Consider the following 12,556-nt stretch of genomic DNA (forward strand, 5'->3'; position numbering starts at 1 on the left):
TTATTACATCAACTCTTGACCGGTTTCAGGTGCCAGATTCCCGATGCGTACTGGCGGATGGTCCGGTCGCTGGAAAAATAGCCCGAATGGGCGATATTGACGGCGCTGGAATGGAGCCATTGGAGGCGCTTGTTGTAACGCCGTTCGATTTCCTGCTGTGCCTGACAGTAGGGTTTGAAATCTTTTAAGACGAAGAATTCATCGTTGCGGTCCAGGAGTGAATCGTAGAGCATGCCGAAGGATTCGCCATTTCCCAGGGATCCATCGACGAGGCTGTTCATGATCTGGCGGATATCCGCATCTTCGCTGTACATATTCCACGAGGAATAGCCGCCGTGGATATAATAATCCATGACTTCGTTGGCCCGGAGGCCGAAGATGACGCAGTTGTCATCACCCACTTCGCGGTGGATTTCCACGTTGGCCCCGTCCATGGTGCCCAGGGTGATGGCCCCGTTCATCATGAATTTCATATTCCCCGTACCAGACGCTTCTTTTCCGGCCGTAGAGATCTGTTCGCTCACATCGGCGGCCGGAAACAGGAGCTGGCCCAGGGAGACGTTGTAGTTTTCCAGGAAGAGGACGCGCATCTGCTTGCGGATACGGCGGTCGTTGTTGACCAGCCGGGCCACGACGTTGATGAGCTTGATGGTCTGCTTGGCTTCCCCATAGCCGGCAGCTGCCTTGCCGCCAAAGAGGAAGGTCCTCGGCGTAATCTGCATCCGGGGATTGGCCTTGAGGACGTAATACAGGTGCAGGACGTGGAGAATATTGAGGAGCTGCCGTTTGTAGAGATGGATCCGCTTGATCTGGATATCAAAGATCGATGCCGGGTCTACCTTTACTTCATACTTCTGTTGGATATAATCGGCCAGGATATATTTGCGGGTCTGTTTCACCTGGGCCAGCCGTTCGAGGAAGGCCGGGTCTTTGGAAAATTTTTCCACGTCTATGAGGCGTTTGGCTTCCAGCCGCCAGTCCGGCCCGATGGTGTCATCGAGCAGTCCTGCCAGCTGCGGATTGGACTGGATGAGCCAGCGCCGGTGGGAGACGCCATTGGTCTTATTGGAAAAACGCGACGGGAAACAGGTGTAGAACTGGTGCAGCGTCGAGTCCTTCAGGATCTGGGAGTGGATTTCCGCAACCCCGTTGACACTGTGGCTGCCGAGGACAGCCAGATGGGCCATGTGGACCTGTCCATCCCAGAGGACGGCCACATCGCGGGCCTTGTCTTCGTCGCCGGGGAAGCGCTTGCGGACTTCGGCCAGCCAGCGCCGGTTCAGTTCTTCCACGATGAGATAGATCCGCGGCAGCAGGGACTTGAACATGGGAATGGACCAGCGTTCCATCGCTTCCGGCAGGATGGTGTGGTTCGTATAGGCCACGGTGCGGACGGTCACATTCCAGGCCGCATCCCACGAAAGTCCTTCTTCATCCATGAGGATGCGCATGAGTTCGGGGATGACCAGGGCCGGATGGGTATCGTTGATATGGATAGCGATGTACTGATCGAATTTATACAGGCTTTCTTTGATTTTTTTCTTGTAATAGCGCACGATGGACTGCAGGCCCGCCGATACCATGAAGTATTCCTGCATGAGCCGCAGCTTGCGCCCTTCTTCCGTGCTGTCTTCGGGATAGAGGAAGCGGGAAATGAGCTGCACGCTGTTCTTGTAGTGGAAGGCCCGGTGCCGGTCGCCCAGGGACAATTCGCGGTACATATCTTCCCGGGAATATTCGGCCCGCCACAGGCGCAGGGTGTTCACCGTATGGTTGTGATAGCCTACGATGGGGACATCGTAGGGCACGGCACGGACAGAAGAATATTTTTCGTAGACACATTCCAGGCCGCCGTCTTCGGAAGGGCGCATGTAGGCATTGCCGCCGAAGCGTACGTTGACGGCCTTATCGACTTTCTTGACTTCCCAGGGGAACCCGTCGGCCAGCCAGCTGTCAGGCAGTTCGACCTGCTGATCGTCGATGATGCGCTGATTGAAGAGTCCGTACTGATAGCGGATACTGCAGCCATGGCCAGGAAGCTGGAGCGCTGCCAGGGAATCGATGAAGCAGGCAGCCAGTCTGCCCAGGCCCCCGTTTCCCAGTCCCGGGTCCCGTTCTTCCGGGATGATCCGGTCCAGGTCCCAGCCCAGGTCCTTGAGCCCGGCCCGGCAGACATCTTCCATGCCCAGGCCGATGAGGTTGGAATCGAGCAGCCGCCCCAGGAGGAACTCGATGGAAAAATAGTAGACCTGTTTCGCCTTTTCTTCGGCATAGGTTTCATTCGTGCGGATCCAGTCTTCACTTACCAAATCACGGACCATGAAGGCTACGGTCTGATATACTTCGTTCGGTGTCAGATCGGGCAGATCCTTTTCCCACAAGATGTGTGCTTTTTTGGTAAATTCACTTTTGAATTCTTCTTTATCCTGCCACGTGTTCACTATTTCAGGACTCCTTTTTTAGATGACGGAACATTTGCCGATGCAAAGCGGTGTTTCTCGTGTTCCCGAAAGTTCAGCCTCCGGCTGGATGACGGCGTTTTTATCGCATACGACATAATCCAGATTGGCATCGGCACCAACGACGGAGTGCTGCATGACAATACTATTGCGGATAACGGCATTCTTCCCTACCCGCACTTTGCGGAAGAGAATCGAATTTTCGACTTTGCCTTCGATGATGCAGCCGTTGGCCACAAGGGAATTGGTGACGTGCGATTCTTCCATGTATTTTGCCGGCGCTTCGTCCTTGATTTTCGTATAGATGTGGCGCTGGTTCTGGAGGAATATGTCCCGCCAGGTATGGACGTCGAGGAAGTCCATATTGGTTTCAAAATAAGACTGGATGGAATCGACGCGTTTTACGTACCCCTTATAATTATAGCCAAAAATCCGCAGGCGGTCTACATTGCGCTTGAGGACGTCGGTGATAAAATCTTTATAGCCTTTGGCGTAGGCCCGGCGGACGCAGTGCTGATAGATTTCCGTGTCGATGAGAATCTGGCGCTGGTACAGGTTGTCCCCGGCCTGGATTTCCGCCTTGGAATTGATGCCCGTGATCCGGTCCTTGTCGTTGATTTCCAGGACGTAGCCTTCTTTTTCCTTGCCTTTCGGCACCTGCGTATAAATCATAGTCACGTCGGCATTATGACGGCGGTGGAAATGGAGCACTTCCTCGTAATCGATGTTCTGCACCAGATCGCAGCTGGTCGCCAGGATGTACGGGCTGTGGCCGCGCTTGACGAAAAGCAGATTCTTGTAAAAAGAATGGATATCCCCTTCTACGGGATGGATGATATCTTCCACGTCAGCCGGCAGATAGAACAGGCCGTCCCGTTTGCGGGCCAGTCCCCATTCCTTCCCCGAGCGGATGTGGTCCAGTACGGAGCGGGACTGGGACGACAGGAGGATACCTACGTTGCCGATCCCGGCGTTTACCATATTGGAAAGAGTGAAATCAATGAGGCGGAACTTGCCTCCCATAGGCACGGTCGCCAGCGGGCGGTGTTCATTGAGTTCAGGGAGTGTCTTGCTGTCCTGTAAATTGATAAGACCCATCATTTCGCTGCCCATACTTATGCATCTCCTTTGCTGGTTGCTGCGGCGGTCACTTCGCCATGACGGCCCAGTACGGCGACGGACCCGTCTTTTTTGTGTACGACCGCACCGCTGTGGATGATGCAGTCTTCGCCGATGATGGCCTTGTCTACGACAGCGCCGGCTTCGACGACGGTTCCCGGCATGATGACCGAATTGGTGACCCGGGCGCCTTCTTCGACGGTGACATTATAGAATATGACCGAATCGGATACCTGGCCCAGGATGGCCGCGCCTTCTGCGATGAGGGCACTCTTGGCGCTGCCTTTCGGCCCGATGAAATGAGGCGGCATGGACTGGTTGCCGGCATAGATGCGCCAGTCGGGATCGCTCAGGTCCAGAGGCGGTTCGTCGGCCAGAAGGTCCATGTTGGCCTGCCAGAGGCTGTCAATGGTACCGACATCTTTCCAGTACCCTTCAAAGGGATAGGCATAGAGAGCCAGCTGATCACGTAACATGGCCGGGATGACGTTCTTGCCAAAATCGTGTTCCGACGTTTCATCCTTGGCATCGGCCCGGAGATACCGTTCCAGCACCGGCCGGTCAAAAATATAGATGCCCATGGAGGCCAGGTTGCTTTCGGGCTGCTTCGGTTTTTCCTGGAATTTCGTGATGCGCATGTTGTCATCGGCTACCATGATGCCAAAGCGGCTCGCTTCATCCCAGGGCACGCGGATGGTGCCGATGGTGACTTTCGCCTGATGTTTCTTATGGAAATCCAGCATTTTGGAATAATCCATGGAATAAATGTGGTCGCCCGACAGGATGAGCACGTAGTCATCCCCTATCATTTCGACGAAGTTCAGATTCTGATAAATGGCATCGGCCGTCCCGCGGTACCAGTTCGTACCATTGCCATTGGTATACGGCGGCAGCACAAAAGTTCCCCCCGTGTCATTGTCGAGGTCCCAGGAGCTGCCGTTGCCGACGTACCAATTCAGTTCCAACGGCTGGTACTGGGTCAGGATGCCGACCGTCCCGATGCCGGAATGGCGGCAGTTGCTCAGGGTAAAATCAATGATACGGTATTTGCCGCCAAAGAGCAGCCCAGGCTTGGCTTGATCTTTTGTCAGGACACCGAGACGGCTGCCTTTGCCGCCTGCCAGTATCATGGCCAGACAATTCGATTTTCTCATACGATTTCCTCCTCACGCAGGAAACAGCTGCATCGATACCGGTCTGCTCCCATCGTACCGGGACAGCCGTTCCTCTATTTGTCTTCCTATCTAAGCTTTGGCAGATTAACAAAATCCTTGTATGCAAATATTATACACTACTTAAAATATTTTTTTAAGGGTTTGTTATCCCTATTTACGGAAATTTCACGAAAAACGTACTAAATATAGAATACCACAAAAAAACACACCTTCATCTGGTAGTTGACAAAGATGAAAGGTGTGTCCGCAATGGCAGTCCGTACCATACAGGCCGCCGGCTGTTTATTCTATTTTTCTGTTTCTTTCAGTGCTTCTTCCCTCGTCAGGAGCGTCACCATAAAGGGCAGGGCCAGAAGGATGCGCCGTGCCGCATCGGCCGTGTCCGCCGTAGTGCGCACGAAGCCGATGCCCTTTTTCCCATCGAGGGCCGTGACGACGCCGACGTATTCAAATCCTTCCATGATACGGGTGACGAAGGTCATATTGCCGGGATCGATCTTGAAATACACCCAGTCGGCATCAAGCATCATGACGAATCACCTCGCGGCGCATCATACTGTACTCTTCCAGCGGCGTATCGCAGGGGATGCCTACGAGCTGCTGGGCATGGGGGGCCGCCGTGATGGTGTTGCCGTCACCATCGGTCATGGCCGGCAGGGTAAGGGTGACCAGCGGTCCTTTCGGCTGGAGAAATTCTACGGTCTGACCGGTCTTGAAATGATTCCGCTGTTCGACCCAGACGATGTGCTTTTCCCGGTCATAGGAACGGACGAGGCCGATGAATTCGTGAGTCTGGGTATTGCTGGAATGGCTGTATACCTGATCGGCTTCGGTCGGACGGGACACGGAGAAGCCCCGCGTATAGGGCCGGTGGGAAATCTTTTCCAGCTCCTGCAGCCATTCGGGGCGCACGTGGAAATGTTCCGGGTCACGTTCGTAAGCATCGATAGCCTGGCGGTATACCTTGACGACCGTAGCCACGTAATGGACGCTCTTCATGCGGCCTTCGATTTTCAGACTGCACAGGCCGGCATCGTACAGATCCGGCAGGTACGGCAGGAGGCAGAGGTCTTTGGAGTTGAAGATATATGTCCCCCGTTCGTCCTCTACGACGGGGAAATACTGGCCCGGCCGCTTTTCTTCGACTACGTTATATTTAAACCGGCAGCACTGGACGCACTGGCCCCGGTTGGAGTCGCGGTTCTGGGTGAAGTAATTGCTCAACAGGCAGCGGCCGGAATAGGAAATACACATGGCACCGTGGACGAATCCTTCCAGTTCGACAGGGACGCGGCGGTGGATTTCCCTGACATCGGCCAGGCTCACTTCCCGGGCCATGACGACGCGGCTGGCACCGAGGTCATGCCAGAACTGGACACTGGCCCAGTTGGTCGTATTGGCCTGGGTCGAAATGTGGATGGGCAGTTCCGGCACGAGCTTGCGGGCCAGACTGAAAATCCCCGGATCGGCGATGAGCAGGGCGTCTACGCCTATATCCCGCAAAAAGCGCAGGTAATCCGGCAGAGCCGTGAGGTCTTCATTGTGAGGGAAAATATTGACCGTCACATGAATCCGTTTTCCCCGTTCATGGGCATAGGCCACGGCTTCTTTCAGCTCATCCCGGGAGAAATTGTCACTGAAGGCGCGGAGACCGAATAATTTCCCGCCGAGATATACTGCATCGGCACCATAGAGAAATGCCATCTTCATTTTATCCATATTGCCGGCCGGAGCCAGCAATTCCATCTTTTGCATACTTATCCTTTCCAACGGGATACGGTCAGGCCATCCCCATTTTCAAAAAACACAGAATCAAAATACCGCCTATCGTCGATGAGCGACAGGAACTGGCGCAGCCGCGTCACGGCCGTCCGGTGTTTGTGCGGCAGCGTCCCCTTTATATAAATCATATCGTGATAGCGCAGGTTATCTGCTACGATGAGCGCACCGGGCAAGAGGTGTGGCATCAGCAGCTGCAGATAGCGCACATACTGTCCCTTTGGGCCGTCGAGGAAGACAAAATCCCACGGCCCTTCCAGGCGGCTCAGCCACTGGGCCGCATCTCCCTGAAGAGCCGTGATGACCCTCGCGTAGGGAGAGCGTGAAAAATACTCCTTGGCCGTCCGGTACCGCTCTTTGTCGAGCTCGATTGTCGTCAGCTTCCCTCCCTCTGCCAGAAAGGGAGCCATGATCAGGGCAGAATAGCCGATACAGGTGCCGATTTCCAGCAGCCGGGCCGGTTTCGCCTGCTGGAGGATCCGGGTCAATAGTGGCAGTTCCGGATCCCGCAGGATAGGCAGCTGTTCCCGCGCAGCCTGACTGCGTATTTCTTCCAGAAGGTCCGTCATGGCATATGTTCCTTTACATTCTTCATATGGTCCTCGTAGGTTGTGGCAAAATAGTTATGTCCGTCTTTATCAGCAACAAAATAGAGATAGGACGTATCGGGCGCTTCCAGGATGGCTTTCATGCAGTCCATCCCCGGATTGGCAATTGGTCCCGGCGGCAGTCCTTCATAGCGATATGTATTATAGGGCGAGTCGTATTCCGTTTCGCTGATACTGTACGCCGCCTTGTGGGTTCCCATGGCATAGGAAATGCTGGCATCAGACTGGAGTTTCATGTGCCGGGACAGGCGGTTCAGGAATACCGACGCGATGAGCGGCCGGTCTTTATCGTATTTTGCTTCCTTTTCTATGAGTGATGCCAGGGTGACGAACTGGTAGATAGACATATTCCGCTCTGCAATCTGCTGGCGCATGTCGTCTGTCAGGTGACGGTCGAAATTTTTCAGCATCATGGTGACGACATTCTCTGCCGTCGCATCCTTCCCGATGAGGTACGTATCGGGAAAGAGGAAGCCTTCCGTCACAAGGGTCACCTTGCGGTTCCCTTTCATATATGGATACAGCAGGCTCGTATCGTTGGCTGCACGGAGAAAATCCTCTTCTTTGACGATTCCCAGCTTATCCAGGGCCTGAGCCGTCTGACGCACCGTATAGCCTTCGGGTACGACCAGCCGGGCTGCTTCTGATTTGCCGCTTTTTAGTTTTGCCAGGATCTGCTGGAGACTCATGTCGGACCGGATGGTATATTCCCCCTGTTTGAGATCATCGGCCTGGCCAGTGACGCGTGCCACCAGGCGGAACCAGCCGGGATTGACGATGAGTCCGTCGTCGTAGAGCTGATCGGCAATATCGGTAGCAGTCATCTGTTCCCGCACATGGACGTATGCTTCCCTTTCGGGAAGGAAATAATTTGGCAGGTAATATGATGCAATGCCCGCTGCGCCGGCTATGAAAAGACACGCCGCGGCCGCTATGCCCCAGAAGCGCCTGCGGTGCCTTGCCGCCGACTGCCGTATTTCCCGGGCATCCTGCACGACTTCCTGTTCTACATGTTCAATTGTCTCTTCTATTTTTTTCTTGTTCATCCGTCTATTATACGGCAAGAACCGGTCCTGACGCAATAGGCACGACACAGCAGGCTCTTATAGATGAAGTTGTGAGGAGTTTACATTCGTTACCTTTCTTTACCGTTATAGCAGAATCCAGGTATGAAATATACGGCCAACGCTTGTAAAACAAAAAAGGCCCCAGAGATCATTCCCGGAGCCTTCACAAAGACCTATTTCAAATGATATTCCCGCAGTAATTTCTCCTGATACTCATTATCTTGCAAGACGCGGTCGACATCTTCTTTCCTGCCTTCCTGCAACAGCTTTTGTATCAAGGTACTCAGCGCCTGCCTCCCTGTTTTATCACCAATCTTTTCGCCCCGTTCCTGGCCAATTCTTTCACCGCGTTCCTGACCTGCCTTTTCCCGGCTGTAAAGGGCCGAAGCAATATCGCGCATGGTACGTTCATGCTCCCAATAGGCCGATTTCAGCTCATTATTGGTGGCAAATTGTTTTTCATAATCCATCGCTTCCTGGATAGCCGTATCACTCATTGCAAGCGACCTCCTTTCCTGGTCTGTAAAATTAGGTGAGAAATATGCAATCCACCGTTCCGACCGTTTCAGTTTTTTAATGTCGCTGATATGGATTTTCTTGAGTTCGATGAAATGCATTTCCAAATGATTCGTCAAAATATCATGAGTATCGTCATTCGTGATATGATACGTATTAATATACGTCTGGTATTGCGGGAATTGGTTGAAATCTAACAGATTGATGGTGATGACCGGACTAAGGTCTCCATATAAATTCCCCTTTTCCAGCTCACGACTGTATATACGTCCCCAGTAGTACAAGGACCGATTGACCATGTATTCATCCATGAGCACCTGTACTTCTACATGCACCCGCGTCCCGTCATCCATTTTCACCAGAACATCAAGAAATGATAATTTTCCATCAATCCGTGGAGGAACGATTTCCTTATCTGAAAATGTAACGGACGTAAAAGCATTGCTGCCTTCCCGGTTCAAGATGGCATTGATGAAATTCAACGTCAGTGTTTTCCGCTCTTCAGAGCCTAACAAGGCCTTAAAAAATACATCGTTAAGGCGGTTCAAATGAGTAATGTCAGGAATATCCTGCATTGACATCGCAATCACCTCTTAATTTATTCTATCATTAGCCTATTGGAACGTCAATCTGGGCTTATTTCCAACGACAAATTATTAATACAATAAATCACAGCATACTAGCTCTTATATATATCCAGTCAAGACGGCTTGTTTCCATGGCAGCTGCAGTCCGTCCTGATAGGATTCAGATCTGTTTTCCCAGCGCAAAGGCCTTGGGCAGCCATTCAGTGTGTTCCTCTATGGCGTTGGCATCATTGAGGCCACCGGCATTGAAACCACCGGCAAACCGGGCCTTGTCAAAACAGTCAATCCACCCTTCCAGTGTCACGACAGCCCGTTTTGCCGTATCTTCTGCTGCATCGGCAGAAACGGTAATGAGATAGATATCACGGAAGGAATAGGGTCGTTCGTAAAATGGCAGCGTCCGGTCGAGGAGCGTCTTCAGCTGTCCGCTTATAGAATAGTAATAAATGGGCGATACGAAGACGATAGCATAGGCTTCTTTCATGTCGGCCAGGATAGGCGCCACATCGTCTTTCTGTACGCACTGTTCCGTTTTAATGCAGCTCATGCAGCCCAGACAGTAGCGGATTTCCTTATCCTTTAAACTGACGTATTGGACTTCATTGCCTGCGGCCCGGACGCCCCGTGCCGTTTCCCGCGCCAGGATTTCCGAATTGCTGTGATGGCGCAGGCTCGATGAAATGATAAGGACTTTTTTTCTCATGACAGAGTACCTCCCTTTTTCCAGAGAATCGCATGATCAGCTTCTGTCCTTATTGTACTCCATTCCAAAGGCCAAGCCTAGTCCGCATCTGGATCCGCAATACCGCAAGGCGTATACAGAAAAGAACCCTGTCAGAGGAACCAGACTTTTTTCTTTCGTGTATCCCCGGTAGACGTGTATCCCCGGGACAATGATACAAATGTTTGGTATTTGTCTTTTTATATGATACAATACATTATACAGGGTATCGTATATGATATGATATGATAAAGGAAATACATGCGGTATGACCGTACCGTCTCATGCGGTAAAATAGCACCTATTCCAGGAGGATTGTCATGGCTTCTGAACCGGCAGATCATTTTTATCTCGGCAACGCCGACGTATTGGCAAATAATGAAAAATTAACAGACAAGGCCCGGCAGAGTATCTATGTATCACGGGCCGACAACACCATTGACGCATACCGGTCCGACTGGAAGGATTTCTGCGACTGGTGTGCCTATCATGATGAAACAGCCTTTCCGGCATCGCCGGAAACGATCGTCAACTATATCAACGACCTGGCAGACAATGCCAAGGCCAATACGATTGCCCGGCGCATCTCTGCCCTGACGGAAAACTTTGCCGCTGCCGGCATCAAAGACAACCCCTGCCGCTTCCCTATCGTAAAAGACGCCGTCCGCGGCATCAAACGCATGAAAGGGACCCAGCAGCACGGTAAAGCCCCCATCCTCTTCGATGACATCCGGGAAATGCTCCACTACCTCGACGGGGACGAACTCCGCCAGGCCCGCGATAAAGCCGTCCTTCTCGTCGGCTTTTACGGTGCCATGCGCCGTTCGGAAATTGCCGGGCTGGATGTGGAAGACCTGAACTTCAACCGCCTGGGGCTGCTCATCACATTGCGCAAATCCAAGACCGACCAGTTCGATCAGGGGCAGACCGTCGCCATCCCTTATATTGAAGATAAGGACCTCTGTGCCGTCCGTGCACTCCAACACTGGCTGGATCTCAGCGGAATTACTACAGGACCGGTCTTTCGCAGTTTCACCAAAGGCCACCATATCCGCAAGACCCGTATTTCCGACAAGACTATCGCCCTCATCGTCAAACGGTATGTCGGACTCATGGGAATGGATCCGGCTGAATTCGGCGCCCACAGCCTGCGCCACGGCTTTGCCACTTCGGCTGCAATGGAACACGTGGAAGAACGGGAAATCATGCGCCAGACGCGTCACCGGTCTACAGCGGTCGTCCGCAAGTACATCGACGAAGCAGACCGCCTCATCGATAATCCTATCTTAAAGATCGCCCGGAAAAAATGACCCGTTCCTTTATTTCTGTACGTGCAGGACTTCTTTTACCGTATCGGCCCGCCCCGTTTCAACGGGCACCTGAAGGACCTGCCCCGGATAAATGTCATCGGAATGGCGGATATGATTGATATCCATGATTTCATCGACGACGTCGCGGACATCCGTCCCGGGAGCGGCAGCAGCGGACGCGATGCGCCATACCGTATCCCCGCTGTGTATCTTGACAGAGATATACGTTTCATCCGTATGATATACCATCCCCATCTGGGTACATGCGGCGATGACGACAACCAGCGCTGCAATCAGCCGGATTATCCAGGTATAGTTTCTTTTTCTTTTCATAGCCATCGTGCGTTTCATACTCTGTCACCCCATAGCCGTTTAGAACGAATGTTTTGAGAACACATGTTTGTCTGATGGTTTTATTATATCGGCGAACGTCCGTTCTGTCAATAGGGTGAGAGAACAAATTTTCGATGAACAAACGTTTGAATTTTTTTCCATAGTACCGTATAATAGAAGTGTATATTTACTTGGGAGTGATACCGAATGATGAACAGTGAAAAAATGCTTACAACCCGGCAAAAACAAATCCTTGAATACATCCGTGACTGCGTGCATAAATATGGGTATCCCCCATCGGTCCGGGAAATCTGCCAGTCCGTCGGCCTCAGCTCTACTTCGACGGTCCACGGCTATCTGCACCGCCTGGAAGAACTGGGATTTATCCGCCGCGACCCGGCAAAGAACCGGACGATAGAACTCCTGGATGAAGGATCCTGGCGGTCCAAAAAAATCGTTCCCCTGCCACTGATCGGCCAGGTCCGGGCCGGCCAGCCGGTATTTGCCGAAGAATACATCGAAGATGTCTATCCCTTTCCGGCTGATATTATCGGAAATGACGACTGCTTTATGCTGACCGTCCGCGGCGACAGCATGATCCAGGCCGGTATCTTCGACGGGGATTATCTTATCGTCCGCCGTCAGGATACGGCAGAAAACGGGGATATCGTCGTCGCGATGATCGACGATGAAGCGACGGTCAAGCGGTATTTCCTGGAAAAGGACCGGGTACGTCTGCAGCCGGAAAATCCCGATTATGAACCGATTTACACGCGCAATTGCAAAATCCTGGGAAAAGTCACCAACCTGTTCCGCCGCTATTGATGATTGTCATACGTACAGCCAGAAAAAGAGGATGCCCCATGAAAAAATGGTTTCATG

The 12,556-nt window shown here is 52.5% G+C and carries 12 protein-coding genes; 2 read left to right on the forward strand and 10 right to left on the reverse strand.

Annotated features, from left to right (window positions below; all coding sequences use genetic code 11):
- Positions 1-8: 8 nt before the first annotated feature.
- The 9 genes from ACGTIC_RS09360 to ACGTIC_RS09400 all read right to left on the reverse strand — a co-directional run bounded on the left by ACGTIC_RS09360 (position 9) and on the right by ACGTIC_RS09400 (position 10,013).
- On the reverse strand, positions 9-2,441 hold the full coding sequence (locus ACGTIC_RS09360) for a glycogen/starch/alpha-glucan phosphorylase (RefSeq protein ID WP_113855816.1): 2,433 nt from the start codon (positions 2,439-2,441) through the stop codon (positions 9-11).
- Positions 2,442-2,459: 18 nt separating this feature from the next.
- Complete coding sequence (gene glgD / locus ACGTIC_RS09365; RefSeq protein ID WP_236699638.1) at positions 2,460-3,572, reverse strand: glucose-1-phosphate adenylyltransferase subunit GlgD; 1,113 nt, start codon at positions 3,570-3,572, stop codon at positions 2,460-2,462.
- A gap of 2 nt (positions 3,573-3,574) precedes the next feature.
- Positions 3,575-4,732, reverse strand: coding sequence for a glucose-1-phosphate adenylyltransferase (locus ACGTIC_RS09370; protein ID WP_059075926.1), 1,158 nt, complete (start codon positions 4,730-4,732; stop codon positions 3,575-3,577).
- Between the two features lie 308 nt (positions 4,733-5,040).
- Complete coding sequence (locus ACGTIC_RS09375; protein WP_307788659.1) at positions 5,041-5,283, reverse strand: DUF4911 domain-containing protein; 243 nt, start codon at positions 5,281-5,283, stop codon at positions 5,041-5,043.
- Positions 5,273-6,499, reverse strand: coding sequence for a U32 family peptidase (locus ACGTIC_RS09380; protein WP_059075941.1), 1,227 nt, complete (start codon positions 6,497-6,499; stop codon positions 5,273-5,275). The genes ACGTIC_RS09375 and ACGTIC_RS09380 overlap by 11 nt, the downstream gene beginning before the upstream one ends.
- Before the next feature lie 11 nt (positions 6,500-6,510).
- A complete protein-coding gene (locus ACGTIC_RS09385) occupies positions 6,511-7,101 on the reverse strand; it encodes an O-methyltransferase (protein ID WP_113855815.1) in 591 nt (196 codons plus the stop codon).
- Entirely contained in the window at positions 7,098-8,186 is a 1,089-nt protein-coding gene (gene mltG, locus ACGTIC_RS09390) for an endolytic transglycosylase MltG (protein WP_113855814.1), read from the reverse strand. The genes ACGTIC_RS09385 and mltG overlap by 4 nt, the downstream gene beginning before the upstream one ends.
- A 194-nt stretch (positions 8,187-8,380) precedes the next feature.
- Positions 8,381-9,304, reverse strand: coding sequence for an Rpn family recombination-promoting nuclease/putative transposase (locus ACGTIC_RS09395; protein ID WP_113855813.1), 924 nt, complete (start codon positions 9,302-9,304; stop codon positions 8,381-8,383).
- A gap of 166 nt (positions 9,305-9,470) precedes the next feature.
- Entirely contained in the window at positions 9,471-10,013 is a 543-nt protein-coding gene (locus ACGTIC_RS09400) for a flavodoxin family protein (protein WP_113855812.1), read from the reverse strand.
- A gap of 338 nt (positions 10,014-10,351) precedes the next feature.
- Here ACGTIC_RS09400 and ACGTIC_RS09405 point away from each other — a divergent pair, with 338 nt between their 5' ends.
- Positions 10,352-11,341 carry a site-specific integrase gene (locus tag ACGTIC_RS09405; RefSeq protein ID WP_059075924.1) on the forward strand — a complete coding sequence of 330 codons (990 nt, stop codon included), beginning with the start codon at positions 10,352-10,354 and terminating at the stop codon, positions 11,339-11,341.
- 9 nt (positions 11,342-11,350) lie between these two features.
- Here the strand turns inward: ACGTIC_RS09405 and ACGTIC_RS09410 are convergent, their stop codons facing one another.
- Positions 11,351-11,692: a LysM peptidoglycan-binding domain-containing protein gene (locus ACGTIC_RS09410; protein ID WP_083237028.1), complete on the reverse strand. Its 342-nt coding sequence runs from the start codon at positions 11,690-11,692 to the stop codon at positions 11,351-11,353.
- A 189-nt stretch (positions 11,693-11,881) separates the two neighbouring features.
- Here ACGTIC_RS09410 and lexA point away from each other — a divergent pair, with 189 nt between their 5' ends.
- Positions 11,882-12,499, forward strand: a complete 618-nt coding sequence (gene lexA / locus ACGTIC_RS09415) for a transcriptional repressor LexA (protein WP_059075922.1) — start codon at positions 11,882-11,884, stop codon at positions 12,497-12,499.
- The last annotated feature ends 57 nt before the right edge of the window (positions 12,500-12,556 follow it).

It is taken from the genome of Megasphaera hexanoica, assembly GCF_043520715.1.
Classification (GTDB): Bacteria; Bacillota; Negativicutes; order Veillonellales; family Megasphaeraceae; genus Megasphaera; species Megasphaera hexanoica.